Source organism: Gracilinema caldarium, from assembly GCF_029265695.1.
GTDB lineage: Bacteria > Spirochaetota > Spirochaetia > Treponematales > Breznakiellaceae > Gracilinema > Gracilinema caldarium_A.
This window is the reverse complement of the sequence record NZ_JAJUHW010000028.1, coordinates 23,383-39,322: the sequence shown is the minus strand read 5'-3', so window position 1 is coordinate 39,322 and position 15,940 is coordinate 23,383. Positions and strand designations below refer to the sequence as shown.

Below are 15,940 nucleotides of genomic sequence, written 5' to 3'. Positions count from 1 at the left end.
GTGTTGTGGTTAAGTTGAGACCCGCCAGTATGTCCGCCAAGGGGCCGGTGCCGCCAGACGTGGCGTAGGCTGTTGCAGCAGCTTCCGCGAGGGCTACGGCAAGTGTCTCAGCTTCAGAAGCTGGATTAGATGGATCAAAAGTAGAGATATAGTTTTCCACACTACCGGAAGCCTGAGCCTCTGCGGCAAGGAGTACAACGGCCGCCATGGCAAGTTCCTCTGGGCTTGCCTGGTCTACAAAGGCATTAAAGGCGGTTGTATCAGTAGGAGCTGGTAATATGGCGGCCAGCAATTCCGCTGAAGGTGCGAGATTGGTAAGATCCGTAATGGCATCGGAGATGACGGGTATAATATCACCGCTACCCTGCAGTGTTTCGAGCATGGTGCCCGCGTTGGAAAGCACGGATGTGGCGACCCCGCTCGCGTTGCTTGCGGCCTGGAGGGCTGCGGCCTGCAATACCGCCGCGTCCGAAGCGGAAGCCGTGGCCAATGCATCGGCGATACTATCCAAAAGAGCTAGGGACTGGGCGGGGCTATTGGCAGATTGGGCAAGCAGGTCATCAATATTGCTCGCCGTAACCGGCGGTATAAGAGAAGCTGGATCCCGGGCTGCCCAGGACGCAAGGCTTGTCGTAAAAAACTGCCTGCAGGACCCCAGCGAGAATGACAAGGGGAGCACAAGCAGCAGCACCATGGGCAGAACGCCCCTCAGGGGCCGAATAAAACGCCTCTCCTCTATAAGTCTGTGCCTTTTTTTTGCCATACCGCACAACCTCCCTTAACTAAACCACCTATAGGACGAACCTCAACTATTAAAATCTCAGGGCCGCTTCCAAAGCAAAACCGCTGGAAGCCTGATCTCCCGCATATTTACCCAGTTCCCGGGTAAAGGCGGCCACGTTCAGATCTATAAAGAGGAGTTTTACCCCCGCCCCAGCGGTGAGGTAACCCTGATTTAGGCCTGCCCGGAGGCTGATAAAACGGAGTACCTTTGTTTCCATACCCATATGGAGCAGCGCCCAGGGGGATCTATTATCTCGGATAACTCCGAGGGGATCCGCCAGTTCCAGGTGTACCGTCGGATCGAAGAGCCATGAGAGGGCCCCCATATTAATATGGTAGCCTATACCTGCGCTGATATTCATGGGTACCTGATAAATGTCGGACACAGAAGCACCGTCGGAAGGGATACCGCTTGATTGCAGTTCATCGAGCCAATCACCTAAGGGATACTGGGACATATCGTAGCGGGTATTAAAGAGATCCCGGACAGAAAGCCCAAAGAAAAGATTTTCAAAAAGGGCAAGCTGGAGACCCGCATCGATAGCCAGGGCAGAACCGCTGTACATAATAGAATTGTTAAGCGGGTTATCGGTTCCGCTCGAATTGGAACCGGCAATCATATCCAGAATCGTGTTTGCCGTGAGGGGACTGTAAAAGCGAATCGTGGGCCGCAGGTCAGCGCCAACGGTAAGTCGCATCAATTTTGAATCGATGAGGGTAAACCCAAGGCCGCCGACTAGGGCAAAATCGCTTTGGAAATAGCCCTTTACGCCACCGGGGAAGGGGCTGCCAGCGGCAAAAAGATCCGTGGATGACACTATTCCCAGGCCCAGGCCCCGGCCGACCCAGCCGATACCGAAACTGCTGCCGCCGCCAAAGCCGCCCTTGGATGCATAGGCGAGGTAGTCAGTAAGACCTGTTGTATCGTCAAAGGTTGTTGTGGGACCCGTATAATCCGCCGGGGGTTCCAGGGCGCCCGCGGAAATAAGAAGGTCCCGGGGGTTCCCGTATACCCAGGGATTAATCATAAGGGTAAGGCTGCCGCGGGAACAGGCAAAGGCCGCCGGGTTAGTAAAAAGGGCCTCATAGCCCCGGGCTACGGCGGTAAAGGAGCCGCCCTGGGCTAAAATGGTAGCGCTCCGGGGTGCAAAGGGAGCCATAAGGATGTCTTCTGCGGAAAGGAAACCAAGGCTGCCCGCAAAAAAGAAAAGGGCTGCGAAAAAAGAAGCTTTTATAGTGAACTTCATGTTAGTTTCCTCCCAGTAAATTGATGAGCGATGCTATGCCGGTGGCGGTGTAAAGCTTATCGCGAGCAGAACCAGTATTGGGCTGAAGCACGCTATCAAGGGCATTCTGGAGGTTATCTGCGCCATTTGGAGTAATAATAGATGTACTAAACAAATTATTTATTATATCTGCAGTTATTTCTTCACCTCGCAGGGCCGGGCCGATAAGCTGGTCGTAGAGTTTTTCGGCGGGGTTTTCACCACTATTCACCTGCACCGCATCTACTATAGCCGAGAGGGTAAAGGCGATGAGGGCCGTCTGGCCGTCGCCGGCGTCCAGGGCCGTGTTGCCGCCATCAACAAGGGCAGAACCCAGGGCGTCATAGGCGGAAGCGATACGGTCCAGGTCGGTGGCCAGGGCAATAAAGGCCTCCCGGCTCGGCGCGATGCTGCTTAAAAGGGCTACTGCAAGCTCATCGGCGGTAAAATCGGTATTCTCCGGGTCGCTTGAGAGAGACACGATGGCGCTCACCACGTTGTCTATTACCGCGCCTGCGGTGTCAGAGGTGGCTAGGATAAGTTCCGCCGCAAGAGATGCCGCATCGACCCTGGTATCAGGATCATACGTATTGCTGTTGGTAAAAATGTCTTCCAAGTTCGAATAAATAGTATCCACCGCCTCGGGGTCTGCGGTTATTTTCTCCACAAAGGTATCGCCGAATGTTCCGGATTCTCCGTCCTGTTCAGCCAAGAGGGCATCTATCAAACTTGTGCTGGTGGCGCTCTTAAGGGCGCTCACATCTGGTCCGTCCAAGGCCGAAAAAAGGTTTTTCCCGCTGTACAAGAGGTCGCAGGAACCAAGGCCCAGCACAGTAAGTATTACTGCTGAGCTAAAAAACAACCGCCAGGATCTCTTCATCAAAATCCTCCAAAAAAAATATATCTCACTCATAGTATAGCACTCGCTTAAGCAAATTCGAGGGGGGGATATGCAGCAAGTGTGACAATTTTTTTCATTATTGTCCTCACCGGCAGGGAGCTCAAACAGTTCAAAGGGGCTCGATAAGCCGGGCAATAACATCAAACCCCGATTCGGCTTCCTCCGCATTTTGTTGTGTGTTTTTTTCCGCGGGGGCTACCAAAACACAGGTAAGGGCGCTTTTCCCTTTCGGGGGCACCGAATCGGGCCCTAGCAAGAGCTGGGCCTTAAGATAGTTTTCTGTTACCGCTACCAGCCCTGCTCCATCGCGGTGCTGCTCGACCACAGCCTGTACCCTCCGGCCTATCCAGCGGACCACATAGGCCTGTTTTCCCTGTTCCGCCAGAGTTAAAAGACGTTCCAGCCGTTTACCGGATACGGTTTCGCTCACCCTGCCCTCCATGGCATAGGCTTCTGTTCCCGGTCTTGGCGAATAGGGAAAGGCGTGGATCCAGGCAAAATCAATATCTTTGCACAGCCCATAGGTGGCTTCAAAATCGCTTTCTGTCTCGCCGGGAAAGCCGGTAATGATATCGCAGGCGATAAAGGGGTCATCCTTTACTTTTCTTAAAAGCTCGGCGGCTTCCCGCACCTTTTCTGCGGTGTACCGGCGCCGCATCCGGCGTAAAACCTCATTGCTCCCGGACTGTACCGAAAGATGTATATGGGGCCGAATTCTCGGATCAGCAAAAATTTGGGCGAACCGTTCATCAACCCCCTCTGGCTCGGTGCTGGAAATACGGAGGGCAATGCGGCTTGTCCCCGCAAGCAGGTATTCAAGAAGGCCGGTAAAATCCATCGCGCCGTCCCGGTATTGGTTCAGGTTCACCCCCGTAAGGACCGCTTCGGCAAAACCATGGACTTCAAGCTGCTTAAGCCGTTCAAGGACAAGCGGAGCGGCAAGGCTCACGCTGCGGCCCCGGGCAAGGCGGACCCGGCAGAAGGCGCAGTTATTGTTGCAGCCGTCTTGAATTTTAAGAAAAGCCCGGGAATGGTAAGTGTAGTCCTGTACGTCAAAACGGAAAGGATCGGCCTGCGGCATTCCGGCTTGCGGCATTCCGGTCTGCAGTTTATCCTGCATCCAGCGGTGCAAGAGCGGAATGACGTCCACCGAAGTGCAAGCCTGGTCCATGAGGTACCCAGGCAGGTCAAGCAGTACCGATTTAAGGTCCCCCGCAACAACAAAAATCCTGCCATCGGGGGACAGTTCTTTAAGAGCAGGCCCTTCGAGCTGGGCATAACAGCCGGTAGCGATGAGACAGGCCGCAGGATTATCCCGCAGGGTCTTGCGGATCATCCGGCGGGCCTTTTGTTCTGCCTTTGAAGTAACCGTACAGGTATTGATGATATAAATGTCCGCCTGGCAGCCCCAATCGACCAGGGCAAAGCCTTCTTTTTTAAAAGCTTCGGCGATCGATTCGGTTTCAAGCTGGTTCAGCTTGCAGCCCAGGGTGTGAAGGGAAACACTGAGCATGTACTACCGGCCTGCAAGGCTTTGCCTGCACCGCTCAAGCCCCCGCTGTGCGTCTGCCAGGTTAGGATTCAAAGACAGGGCTTTTTCATAGGCAGTCATGGCATTTCGGATTTCTCCTGCATTTTCCCGGGCAAAACCCAAGCGGTTCCACCACAGGGCATTCCCCGAAACAAAACGGACCGCGGTACTCAGGGCAATATCCGCATGCCGGTACCGGCCCAGCCGGATATAAAGTTCACCTAAGAAATAATAGACCACATCGATGCGGCTGCCCTCTGGCGCAAAGGTTATATACTGTTGGAACAGGCGAATTGCCTCGTTGTTTCTGCCCTGGTAATAGGCTATCTCCCCCAGGATTTCAATAATCCGTACATCGTAGCGGTTAAGCTCAAGCCCCTTTTTAGCATAAACAAGGGCCTCATCATACCGGGCAAGCTTAACAAGGCTCCAGCTCATCACCACATAGGATTCCAAATTAGCTGGATTTTGCTGGATTTCTGCCTTGCAGATTTCAATGGCAGTGTCATACCTGCCATTACGGTACTCCTGGAGTGCATCCGGTTTTTCCTGGGCATACAAGGAAATACGAGAAGTGACGAACAATAGTATAAAAAGAGCGACAATATTGATGAAATGGTATCGTTTTCGCATAGTACCCTGTGTTATTCCGCTGCATTATCCTTAGTCATAGTACAGGCACCGTTAAAAAAGCAGCCCGTTTCCATAAATACTTCAGGGGCAGTTACATTGCCGACAAGTTTTCCCGAGGCAGTAATTTCTACCCTGCCGATTGCATCCACGTTGCCGGTCACACTACCGCTGATAATAACCCGTTTACCTGTGATATTGGCCTGAACTTCGGCACCCTCATCTACAACGAGTAAATCCAGGGCGTGAATTTCTCCGGTTACTCTGCCCCGAATAAGATAGGGTTTATCGCACTCAAGGGTGCCGGTAAATTCTATATCTTTGGAAAGTATGGTATCAAAATCTTCATCATCGAGTTTGTCGTTTTGGACATCGGTCATCCAGTTCCTCCAGAAATAATGGTTTTAACACTTATCGCTCAGCTGTACCACCAAAGGGTCCCCCAGATCCTGCAGGGTATCCGCAAAGCCCTGAAGCACCTTGCGGCGCATTTCAGCAGCATAGGGATTCAGGGTCTGCATATCTTCAAAAAGCAGGTGGCTGTCACGAACGCATTGCCGGGCTACACCGTGCAGTTTTTTATACCACCGGGTCGCAATCGGCGTCTCAGGAAGGCCAATCCTGTACAAAGAGCGGCCAACAAAATGGGTCAGGGCTTGGCTGTATGCGGCCTCACGGTCATGCTGGTCACAGGTCATGCGTACCACCGAGAGTCCAAAGCCAGCAAACACATCTTCCCAAAATTGAGTCCGCTTTTCATCCAGCCGCAGGGGATCCATCATAATGGCGAGCCCCTCCAGGCCATCCTTTGCGGATTCGGGACCAAACATGGGATGGGTCGCCAAAATAGGTGTATGCGGGGGCAAGTGTTCGAGCATCCAATTGCCGGGCAGTACCTTGACCGAACAGGTGTCAGCCACAATGGTGTCCTTGGCCAAATAGGGGCCTAACACCTGAAGTACCTCGGGGAGGGCCCGGATAGTTACACAAAGGAACACAATAGGGCACTGGCCTAACTCGTCCAGATTCGCGCGGCGAACACCCTGTGGTGCCTTTATGTCCGGATCCCGGTCATAGGCCAGCACAGAAAATCGTTCTGATAACAGTCCAGACCAAAAGGAACCAAAGCGGCCGAGCCCGAATACACCAACAGTCATAAAAAGGAGTATATAAAAAGTTGGGAGCCTCCACAAGGGGAGCTCTCATTTAGACCCGCTTTAGCGCCCGATTGGGCGACTTGCAGGAGCACAAAAAGAAGAGTATTCTAGTTCTATTGTTTGGTCGAATTTTCAACTTACACAAGGAGTCCATCATGGATTTTGTCAAAGAGATGAAAGAGAAGGCAAAAAAAATGCAGAAACGGCTTGTATTGGCGGAAGGAACTGAATACCGGACCGTCAAGGCTGCCCGTATTATTCTTGATGAAAAGCTAGCATCTTCTGTCACCCTTGTTGGCCCCGCCGAGGCAGTAAAGGCCGTGGCAGAAAAAGAAGGGGTTTCGCTCCAGGGTATAGCTATTGTGGATCCCTCCGTTTCCGAGAACCGCGAACGGTATGCTCAAACCTATTATGAACTGAGGAAACATAAGGGGATGACGCCGGAACAGGCTAAAACAGATATCGTATCCCAGCTTCGTTGGGGAGCCATGATGGTCCATCTAGGCGATGCTGATGCCATGGTAGCCGGCGCCGAAAGTACCACCGCTGATGTACTCCGGGCGGGACTTGCCATTATCGGTACGGTGCCTGGTTCCAAGACCGCCTCTTCATGCTTTGTCATGCAGAGCCCGGATAAAACGTGGGGTGTGGATGGGGCCCTCATTTTTTCCGACTGTGCGGTCGTGCCGGACCCGAATGCTGAGCAGCTGGCGGAAATTGCACTCTCTGCAGCCCAGTCCTGCCGGGAATTTCTTGGGGTAGAGCCCGCAGTAGCTTTATTATCATTTTCCACCAAGGGCTCCGGGGGCGACCATCCGGATGTTCTCAAGCTAAGGGAAGCTTTGGAACTGGTAAAAAAACGGGATCCCCAGCTCCTGGTTGATGGAGAAATGCAGGCCGATGCAGCCCTGGTTCCTTCTGTTACCGACAAAAAGGCCCCCGGCAGCCCGATCCGCGGCAAGGTAAACACCCTCGTTTTCCCCGACCTGGGGGCTGGCAACATCGGGTACAAGCTGGTACAGCGCCTTGGAAAGGCAGAAGCCTTCGGTCCCTTCCTTCAGGGCTTTGCAAAGCCGATCAGCGACCTGTCCCGGGGTTGTTCTGTCGAAGATATTGTCGTAACCGCAGCGGTTACCCTGGCGAGGGTTAAATAAGAGCCTGTGCAGACACAAAAAGACCGAGAGTATCTTGAGCAAGCTCTAGAGTTCGGGCGGCAGCGGGATTATGCCAGTGCTGCCCGGATTTTGGAAGATCTGATAGCCAGGCAGGAAACTGTAGAGCCAGAGGCACTCCTTCTCTTAGGAAGAGCTTACCATACCCTGCGGCGCTATCCCCAGGCACTGGCCATATTCAACGATTATATTCGTCTCGCCCCTCATGCTGCGCAGGGGTACTTTTTTGCCGGCAGGACCTATCTCGCCCTCGGAATGAGCATGCATGCCCTGCCGCTTTTACGAAAAGCCCTTGCGCTCCGGCCAGATGAGCCTCAAATATTAGCTATGCTCGGTATAGCCTGCCTTAAAAGCAAGCGATCCCGAGAAGCGGTCGATTGCCTCCAAAAAGCAGTAGAACTCGCTCCGGACAATCAGCGGATTTATCGGTCCTATTTGAATGCCCTGCTTGTCCGGGGCATCAAACTTTGCCGAATCGGAGAAACCGATTTGGGCGCCCAGATGCTTCAGTTTGTCCTTAACAACGGGCTCGAAGCCACCCTTCCCCATTTGGAACTCGGCCGGGTTTATCGCGAAGCGGGTCAACTGCAGGAAGCCCTATTCCACTATACAGCTGCGTGCAGGCTTGCACCGGACGATGCAAGCATCCGTTGGTACAGGGCAAGCCTTCTCATGATTTTAAACCAGCATCAGGAAGCCCTGCAAGAAATCGAAACGATACGGGATCTGGGAAGCGATGTTCCCGATCTTAGCTGGAATACGGAACTCATTGAACGATTTATGATTCGGTCTTTTCTTGCCGAAGGAGCTTGGAGCAGAGCTGCCAGAACGTGCAGCCTTTGGCTCAAGAAACGGGGACCGGATCCTATGATCCACGCCATGTATGCCGAAGCGCTTCGGAATCTTGGAGACCTGGACACAGCCCAAAACCATCTTTCTAAAGCCATAGAATTAGCGGGGCAGCAGGCTGAACTCCGCTACGCCCAGCTCATGCTTGCTTGGGAACGGGAAGATTGGTCAACCTTGCAAAAAACACTCGCAATTTTGCAGCGCCTGCAGGGCGATTCATCCATCATTCAACGTTTCAAAGCGCTCGTATTAGACCATACTTCAGAAAACGATAAGGAAGTGATTTCACAGCTCCAGCAAGCCATCAGAAACACCGGGCCGAGTCCTGAGCTTATGTTTGCCCTCGCCCAGCGCTATTTTCACATCGGCATGCCCGACCTGGCTGAATCTTGGTATGAAAAAACGATACAGGTCCAGCCGGACCATGAACGGGCATACCTAGGTTCGATCGCATCCCTTGAAATCTTGCTGCAGGAAGGACAAACTGCAGCGGCCGATGCTTTAATACAACGTTATACAGACTATCTTGACCGCTGGCCCGACAATCGGAGCATTCGCAGAGAATATGCCCTTTTTCTTGTAAAACAGGAACGGTACGAGCTGGCTGAACAAGAATTGGAAGCCCTCTTAACCTGGGATTCGGCTAACAAGACCCTGAGACGGCTTTTAGCATACATATACCGGAAAAACCGCCGTTACCGGGATGCGGCGGTGCTTCTTAAGGGTTTGCTTAAGGAGGACCCCCAAAATGTGGCTCTCTTGCTTGAGCTCGTGGGCTGTATGGATCGGTCCAACCTTAAAACATATACCTATCCAATTCTTGAGAAGGCTATAAAGCATTTTAAACATTCTGCAGATATTGCCCTCGCCTTTGGAGATGCGTCTTACCGGGCAAAAAGAATAGAACAAGCCCTCGACGCATATCGAGAAGCAGCATCCCGCGCACCTGATGATCCCAGACCATACCAAAGACTTGCCCTTGTGTATAGGAAACAGAGGGTTACAGAACTAGCAGATCGTTATGAAATGGAAGCAAAAAACAGGGAAAAGCAAAAAAACAAGTTGCCGAATTCCCAAAAAAAACTATAATTAGGAAATGGAGGGAACAATGCCAAGCAAAGCGATGGATCTCTTTGAGGCTTACGCCCAGGACAAGCTACCAAAAGACGAGGGATATATCATATCCTCATTTTTTAGTAATACATCAGCATATTCTAAGTATGAGATTGTGTCATATTCCGGTGTAAAGTCCATTTATTTAACCGATGAGGGTCTTACATTCCAAACCAACGGCAAAAAGCTGCATATTTTGATTGAACCGCCCAATTATCCCCATAAGGCGATTGAGCCCTATGTGCGTTCATCCAACGAACAGATACCCCTGCGGTTCAGCGAACTTGAACAGATTGTGGCAAAAAACCAAACCAGAATCATGATTGCAAAAAAGCCGATTATTTCATTTTCTTCTTTCACCATTCTGAAGCCGACGGGCATTAATTTTGCCCTCGCATTCTACAGCCTCCCCGATCTTTACGATACGTTAGCCATCTTCTTTGAAAAGACCTACAACAAAGAAGCGGGAGTGCCTATGGCGGATGCAAAGAAAGCTGCACTTAAAACTGTCGAAATTGTAAAAAAAACCATGAACTTCTCAGGGGAATTCAAAGACGAGTAATCCTTGCTCACTTAGCAAAAGCCGCTAACCTAAAAAAAGGCCTTTTCAGAGGTTTTACCTACTGAAAAGGCCTTTTTTTTTCTGCACTAAAACGCGAATGTCAACTCAAAGTTTAACTTGCCTGCTTCTCAATTTCGGCTTGAGCTACCGCAAGGAGCGCGATAGGTACTGAATAGGAAGAACAGGACACATAATTAAGGCCCGCATCCATACAGAATCGAACATTAGCAGGATTTGCCCCATGTTCGCCGCAGAGTCCGCAAACCAGATCGGGCCTTGTCATTCTGCCCCGTTCCACCGCCATGACAATAAGTTCCTTTACCCTTGGATCCAAGGTACTAAAGGGATTTCCTTCCAGCAGATCAAAGAGCGTATAGTCGGGCATAAAGGACGTAAAGTCATCCCGAGAAATCCCCAAAGTAGTCTGGGTAAGGTCATTGGTACCAAAGCTAAAGAACTGGCCATATTTGGCAATTTCTCCGGCGCCGAGAGCGGCAGCAGGCAGCTCTATCATGGTACCGATGCGGTAGGATACCGGTTTTTTCTGGAGCTCCGTACGAATTTCTTCCTCCACATCCACGATGCCATGGTAATTTTTGCCCTCAATCTTTTTACCAAATGCAATGAGCTTGAGTTCATTGGCATTCATTACGATCGGCACCATGATTTCTGGGAAAACTTCTATTTTTTCTTCTCGGAGCTTAAAAGCAGCCTCGAAAATAGCCTTTACCTGCATCGCATAAATTTCTGGATATGAAACTGCGATACGGCAGCCCCGATGACCTAGCATGGGGTTGAACTCGGCCAAAGACTCTATCCTTGCAAGCAATTCCGCCTTGTTTGGTTTTTTGCCCCTGGTCTTTTCAAGATAGGCCATGAAAACCGCAAGTTCATCATCGTTGTGGGGCAGGAACTCATGGAGCGGAGCATCAAGGAGCCGGATGGTAACCTCTTTGCCAGCCATAGCCTTGAAAATGCCGAAAAAATCGTCCCGCTGCATGGGCCGGAGCCGCTCAAGCACCGCCGCACGTTCTTCGATCGAATCAGAGAGGATCATTTCTCTGAATACATTGATTCGATCCTTATGGAAAAACATGTGTTCGGTTCGGCACAGGCCAATTCCTTCGGCGCCGAAGGAAAGCGCCAGATTCGCATCCCTTGGGCTGTCTGCGTTTGCCCGAACATGGAAGCCCTTTATGAATTTCTTCGCCATCCCAATATACTCTAACAGCCCGGACTCGGTAGGGTCGGGTTCTATTAGCTTTGCCTGTCCAAGATATACCGTTGGGTCGCCGTAGTAGGGAACATTAAGGGTGATATAATCCCCTTCAGAAAAACTAATATCCCCGATAGTTGCTTTCTTACCCCTAATTTTCATGGATGGTATTACGACAGAAACTTTTCCATACTGACGGGCAACAACAGAAGCATGGGCTGAATAGCCGCCTTCGCAGGAGAGAACCCCTGTTGCAACTTCGATAGCCTTTACATCGTCTGCAAAGGTTGCAGGCATGACAAGAATAAAACGGTGGTCCTCATTTTTCTGGAGAGCAGTTTTATGAGCTTCCAGAAGGGCGTCCGTATTAAAATAAACACGGCCGATAGCTGCTCCCGGTGCACCAGCAATACCGCCGCTCCATTTTGGAAGCCCCTTAATTGCCGCGGAATCAATAATCGGGTGAAGTATTTCATTAAGCCGCGGCGGCTGAATCGCCTTAACCGCATACGCCTCGTCAATGATTTTCCGTTTCGCTAAATCCAACAACAGCTTAATATCCGCCTGGGTCGATTTCTGATCCACCGGGCGCTGTTCTATAAGCCATAATTTTCCCTTTTCTACGGTGAACCGGATCTGTCGTATTTCCTTAAAGCGATCTTCCAGGGTCCAGGCAATATTCTGAAGCTGCTTAAGATGTTCAGCACCGATTTTTTCAATTTCCTGTCCCGTAGCTCCAATTTCATTAAATTTTTCCCTGTAAAACTCTCCCTGGAGCTTTTTTTCTCCCGTTACAATGTTTCTGCTATAGAACGCACCAGAACAAGAATCCTTCCCATAGTTCCCATACACCATAGGTTGAACCATGAGGGCCGTATCGTTGTCGTTTTGGCTATCCAGGGCCAGTAATTTGGAAAGTTCCCTGAGGGTAATCATTAACTGTCCATCGGCGGATTCAAAAAATTCTGAAGGTACATAGGGGGCATAAAAATCCATGTACTCAAGAGCAGACTTTTCAGGATGGTCCGAGTCAATTTCCTTATTCAGTTTAGCAAGCAGGTCTTTGTAAAGCTTCAGCTTTTCCTGATCTTCCTGTAAAGCCGCTATCTGTTCTTCAATTTTAAGGATTCCTCGAACCATGAACAGCACTTCGTGGGCCGCAAAGGTATCCCCAACCCACTTTGCGAATCCGGGAATGACTGAACGAACGAGGCCAAAATTATGCAAAGCAGGATAATTCGAAACAGCCAGATTGGAGGATACAACGATTTTAAGAAGCATCGGATTTTCTGGATCACCAAATCGTTTTCCCACAATGGAAGCACATTTTTCGAGCAGGGTTTTTACATCCTTTTTTATATCGACCGTTTCCAACTCCGATGCGAGGAGGGTATTTATAATAAACCCGGGGAGTATCGGGAACCCCAGCTCTGCAAATTCGTTTGCCTGCCTTCCGCGGATTCCAAGCAATTCTCCGTCCACCTTCTTAGGTATTACATCCGTGGAACTAAAAAAATGTATGCGGTTATCCATCTTAACCTCCTGGACTAGAACAGCTTGAGTACAGTACTGACAGGACCTTTAAGGAAGGCTTCAAACTGGGGACTAGCACCTTGCATTAAATATCTTTGCAATTTAGCCACATCCTTAATATCCTTGCCGGCCACAGCAAACTGGATGGTGCTGCCGTGTTTTACCTTTCCCCATTTGAATAGCGAGTTTATATTGATAATCCGCTCGCCTTCATAATAAATATAGACTTCCAAACCAGGGTATTTTGTCTTGTAACTTTCTATAATTCGCTTCCATGCCTCTACGTTCCCGTTATGAAACAATTCATTCCGTACAACGACTGAATACATGGGAGTCATTCGCATACCCGCTTTTTGGCTTGAAGCACTTGAAACATCAGCAGGTATCTTTTTAGCCTTTGCAGCCACTTTTTCTTTTGCTGGCTGCTTTGCCGATTTTTTCGTTACCGATTTGCCGCTTTCTTTTACGATAGCTGCTTTTTTCTCAGGCTTCGCAGACTTTACAGAAAATTCTCCCTTGTATAACTCTTCGGGAATTTTCACTTTCTGTCCCTGGAACAGGGACAACGCAAGGTCAGCCGCTTTTTTACAAAGTTCATCAGTTGGTTTTCCCATCTTGCCTGCAAAGACAACTAAAAGTTCATGTTTTTTAAACAGTCCAATTGATACAAGACTTTCTTTTTGTTTAGGATTAGCAATCTGAACACCCATATCAGGGTGATAATAAGCTACAACTAGGTCTACCGCTTTCCAGCGAGAAAATTCGTCTGCTAAGGACGATAGGTCTTCAAAAGCTGCAGTAAGATTTGCCGAAGCGGTCTTGTATCCCATTTTATCGACCAGAATCATCCGCAAAATTACCGGTCGCTGTTCGTTTGAGAGTTCTTCTCCTTCCGCTTCTTCCAATAGGTCTGCTAAGTTTTTATTTGCCGAAATTAAATCGATAATAGATAATGTTTTTTTTATATGCCGTACTGCAGTATTAAAACCAGCCCTGGTGGATAAAATATCCAAAGACCCCATATTATTTGCCATACCAGCCTCCTAGAAAAAACGCCCCCGTTTTTCGGGGGCGTCATCATTTAGCCGTAAGGGATTAGACTTCCTTTAGGCCGTCGCTGCCGGCCGAACGGGCTTTACGTCCCCGTTTTGCAGGCTTCTCATCTACAACACCTTTAGCGGCTCTTCCACGGCCTCTGGAAGCTTTGGGCTCTGCCTTAACTGTTTCTGGAATAAGGTTGTTATTTTCCTCTGCATTCAGCATATCCAGATAGGCTTTGCCGGGATCAAGAGCTGCAGGACCTTCTGCTGTGGATTCAGCAAAGGACTGGGCAATATCCTGACGAACCGTAGAGCGGCGGCGGCTGAAGGATGCAAATGCAGCATCCTGGAAGCCCTTGGAAACACCATGGAGGAATTCGTTCAGCACATTTGCCATACCATCCAGTGTGGCCTTTTTGCGTTTGATCGACGTAATATCCACATCAAGGAGCAGACCGGGCTGAATATGATAAGGATTAATCATATAGTCAAACCGGTTGAATTCCTTTTCAAGGAAGTTAAGCCGCTCTTCCATGACACGCCGCTGGATAGGATACTGGTATCCATACATGGACTTCATTTTTTCCCGCATCAGGATAAGCTTGTGCCGCAGCTTGTCTTTTTCGTACAGATAAGTGCGGTTCATCCGCTCAACTTCTGTTTCAGCGGGCTTAATAAAGGAAATTTCGTCCCAAACCTTGGCAATATCCTCATACAGAGGATCGCCGGTCCGTTCCTTAATGTTCTTCCGGATCTTTTTCTTGTAAATCTTAGCCAAATCGGCAAAATCGGTAACCCGGGTAAGGAACTTGGAATCTTCATAAATCATGTCCAGAACATCCCACAGGTGCTGGACTTCAGTCTCAAAGCTCTTTACCTGTACATCATAGGCTTTGCGCTCTTCAATCAACTGGGCATTGTCATAATAGCGCATGCGGATCTGGTACCGTTCATCGGGAAGGTTAGCCACATCGGTATCCTCATATTCCCGGATGATAAGCTCGCGGGCATTCTTGAGGTTTTCGATGTACTGATAGCCCATTTTGGAGGTATCCAGAATAGAGGTAATCGAGTTAATAGCCGTATTAAAGCCCCGGTTACGGATATTTTCCATATCCACAATCTTTTTAATATTTTCACGGATATTAAGCTGATCAAAGGATGCGGGGTCAATTTCCGCCCGAAGGTCGTTAATCCGCTCCATCAAGGCTTTGGCGATGATCGTATAGCGCTTGGATTTAGGATCCTCGACTTTGTCATCGGTATAGTTTTCCACCTTGTTGATTTTGGCGAAAATGATTTCACTATCCGAAAGCTCATCCAAGCCCTGGTCTATCCGCTCATCTTTCAGTTTTTCGATTTCCTTATCGATGGTATCGATAATGTGCTTAGAAATCAGATCTTTAATAAGGTATTCTACGGTTACCTGGTAGTGGAAAATGGGGCTGATAAGCTCAGAATCCAAAATGTTTACGGAAAGTTTAACATCCGCAACAGTCTTGGGCTTTACGATATTGTCTTTGAAAGCACACTTAACAACCGAATAGGCATTTTCACCCCGAATAAAGGCACCCACATCGGTTTTCTGCCGGAGCAGGCTGTTCGTGAGGTTTTCAAGGTCATTAACACCCCGCTGGATATGGCCCTGCAGGTGTCCATACATGTTAACAATGGATTTTTCAATTTCGCCGGTGTTGAACTTGTCTGCACCGCCTACCTGGTCCAAGAGATCCGCGATTTCTTTGGGGGTATACCGAGCAAGGACCTTTGTTTCTTCCTTGTCGATATAATTCCGGATCTTTTTGACCATTTCATCTTCAGCGGTAACCATGTACCGGTTGAACATGTTCTGGTAATTCTGGTTGAAGTAGTTATAAAGCTTTTCCTTTAAACCACCCATAACATCCAGCCGTTCCAGAACTTCTTTAGGAAGTTTAGCCTGGAGATGGTGGAGTACTTTATTCGTTTCCTCTTCGAGGAGTTGGTTCACTTCTTTTTGCTGGTCCCGGTATTCCTGGGCTAGCGAGTTCCGTGAACCTACAGCACTCGGCTTCTCGGGATGAAATACATTCGGGCTCTTGGGCAGGTCAATGGCTCCCATAATCCTGACTCCTTGTTTAACGGTGATTCCGTTTGATTACTGTACTTACTCCTATAGATTATCAACATTGCGGTAAAAATGTAAAGC

Annotated in this window: 13 protein-coding genes; 3 read left to right on the top strand and 10 right to left on the bottom strand. The window is 49.5% G+C overall.

From position 1 onward, the window contains the following. The 7 genes from Q7P68_RS09825 to Q7P68_RS09795 form a co-directional block, all read right to left on the bottom strand. Nucleotides 1-763: hypothetical protein (locus tag Q7P68_RS09825; protein WP_304225179.1), on the bottom strand; the 763-nt coding region annotated here is incomplete at its 3' end. Nucleotides 764-812: 49 nt separating this feature from the next. Beyond that, the gene (locus Q7P68_RS09820; RefSeq protein WP_304225176.1) at nt 813-2,030 is read right to left on the bottom strand and encodes a hypothetical protein; all 1,218 of its coding nucleotides are present in this window, start codon (nt 2,028-2,030) and stop codon (nt 813-815) included. A gap of 1 nt (nt 2,031) precedes the next feature. Then, on the bottom strand, nt 2,032-2,928 hold the full coding sequence (locus Q7P68_RS09815) for a hypothetical protein (RefSeq protein WP_304225174.1): 897 nt from the start codon (nt 2,926-2,928) through the stop codon (nt 2,032-2,034). A gap of 130 nt (nt 2,929-3,058) precedes the next feature. Beyond that, a complete protein-coding gene (gene mtaB / locus Q7P68_RS09810) occupies nt 3,059-4,462 on the bottom strand; it encodes a tRNA (N(6)-L-threonylcarbamoyladenosine(37)-C(2))-methylthiotransferase MtaB (RefSeq protein WP_304225172.1) in 1,404 nt (467 codons plus the stop codon). Nucleotides 4,463-4,465: 3 nt separating this feature from the next. Then, entirely contained in the window at nt 4,466-5,113 is a 648-nt protein-coding gene (locus tag Q7P68_RS09805; protein ID WP_304225170.1) for a tetratricopeptide repeat protein, read from the bottom strand. A gap of 11 nt (nt 5,114-5,124) precedes the next feature. Next, the gene (locus tag Q7P68_RS09800; protein WP_304225168.1) at nt 5,125-5,490 is read right to left on the bottom strand and encodes a bactofilin family protein; all 366 of its coding nucleotides are present in this window, start codon (nt 5,488-5,490) and stop codon (nt 5,125-5,127) included. A gap of 24 nt (nt 5,491-5,514) precedes the next feature. Continuing rightward, complete coding sequence (locus tag Q7P68_RS09795) at nt 5,515-6,267, bottom strand: prephenate dehydrogenase/arogenate dehydrogenase family protein (protein ID WP_304225167.1); 753 nt, start codon at nt 6,265-6,267, stop codon at nt 5,515-5,517. Nucleotides 6,268-6,422: 155 nt separating this feature from the next. On the opposite strand from Q7P68_RS09795, the gene pta reads away from it, so the two are divergent. Genes pta through Q7P68_RS09780 form a run of 3 tightly spaced genes read left to right on the top strand, consistent with a single transcriptional unit; the run spans nt 6,423 to nt 9,963 of the window. Then, nucleotides 6,423-7,421 (top strand): phosphate acetyltransferase, encoded by a 999-nt coding sequence (pta, locus tag Q7P68_RS09790; RefSeq protein ID WP_304225166.1) that lies wholly within the window; start codon nt 6,423-6,425, stop codon nt 7,419-7,421. 6 nt (nt 7,422-7,427) lie between these two features. Next, complete coding sequence (locus Q7P68_RS09785) at nt 7,428-9,377, top strand: tetratricopeptide repeat protein (protein WP_304225165.1); 1,950 nt, start codon at nt 7,428-7,430, stop codon at nt 9,375-9,377. A 19-nt stretch (nt 9,378-9,396) separates the two neighbouring features. Then, the gene (locus tag Q7P68_RS09780) at nt 9,397-9,963 is read left to right on the top strand and encodes a hypothetical protein (RefSeq protein ID WP_304225181.1); all 567 of its coding nucleotides are present in this window, start codon (nt 9,397-9,399) and stop codon (nt 9,961-9,963) included. A gap of 112 nt (nt 9,964-10,075) precedes the next feature. Here the strand turns inward: Q7P68_RS09780 and Q7P68_RS09775 are convergent, their stop codons facing one another. The 3 genes from Q7P68_RS09775 to cfpA form a co-directional block, all read right to left on the bottom strand. Next, nucleotides 10,076-12,712, bottom strand: coding sequence for a putative PEP-binding protein (locus Q7P68_RS09775; protein ID WP_304225163.1), 2,637 nt, complete (start codon nt 12,710-12,712; stop codon nt 10,076-10,078). A 14-nt stretch (nt 12,713-12,726) separates the two neighbouring features. Next, nucleotides 12,727-13,746 carry a hypothetical protein gene (locus Q7P68_RS09770; protein WP_304225161.1) on the bottom strand — a complete coding sequence of 340 codons (1,020 nt, stop codon included), beginning with the start codon at nt 13,744-13,746 and terminating at the stop codon, nt 12,727-12,729. A 61-nt stretch (nt 13,747-13,807) separates the two neighbouring features. Next, nucleotides 13,808-15,853, bottom strand: a complete 2,046-nt coding sequence (gene cfpA, locus Q7P68_RS09765) for a cytoplasmic filament protein CfpA (protein ID WP_304225159.1) — start codon at nt 15,851-15,853, stop codon at nt 13,808-13,810. Nucleotides 15,854-15,940 lie beyond the last annotated feature (87 nt).

What these genes read in the sequence shown, in the direction of transcription:
- Q7P68_RS09820 (WP_304225176.1), bottom strand. Translation starts at nt 2,030, where the DNA reads ATGAAGTTCACTATAAAAGCTTCTTTTTTCGCAGCCCTTTTCTTTTTT.
- Q7P68_RS09815 (WP_304225174.1), bottom strand. Translation starts at nt 2,928, where the DNA reads ATGAAGAGATCCTGGCGGTTGTTTTTTAGCTCAGCAGTAATACTTACT.
- mtaB (WP_304225172.1), bottom strand. Translation starts at nt 4,462, where the DNA reads ATGCTCAGTGTTTCCCTTCACACCCTGGGCTGCAAGCTGAACCAGCTT.
- Q7P68_RS09805 (WP_304225170.1), bottom strand. Translation starts at nt 5,113, where the DNA reads ATGCGAAAACGATACCATTTCATCAATATTGTCGCTCTTTTTATACTA.
- Q7P68_RS09800 (WP_304225168.1), bottom strand. Translation starts at nt 5,490, where the DNA reads ATGACCGATGTCCAAAACGACAAACTCGATGATGAAGATTTTGATACC.
- Q7P68_RS09795 (WP_304225167.1), bottom strand. Translation starts at nt 6,267, where the DNA reads ATGACTGTTGGTGTATTCGGGCTCGGCCGCTTTGGTTCCTTTTGGTCT.
- pta (WP_304225166.1), top strand. Translation starts at nt 6,423, where the DNA reads ATGGATTTTGTCAAAGAGATGAAAGAGAAGGCAAAAAAAATGCAGAAA.
- Q7P68_RS09780 (WP_304225181.1), top strand. Translation starts at nt 9,397, where the DNA reads ATGCCAAGCAAAGCGATGGATCTCTTTGAGGCTTACGCCCAGGACAAG.
- Q7P68_RS09775 (WP_304225163.1), bottom strand. Translation starts at nt 12,712, where the DNA reads ATGGATAACCGCATACATTTTTTTAGTTCCACGGATGTAATACCTAAG.
- Q7P68_RS09770 (WP_304225161.1), bottom strand. Translation starts at nt 13,746, where the DNA reads ATGGCAAATAATATGGGGTCTTTGGATATTTTATCCACCAGGGCTGGT.
- cfpA (WP_304225159.1), bottom strand. Translation starts at nt 15,853, where the DNA reads ATGGGAGCCATTGACCTGCCCAAGAGCCCGAATGTATTTCATCCCGAG.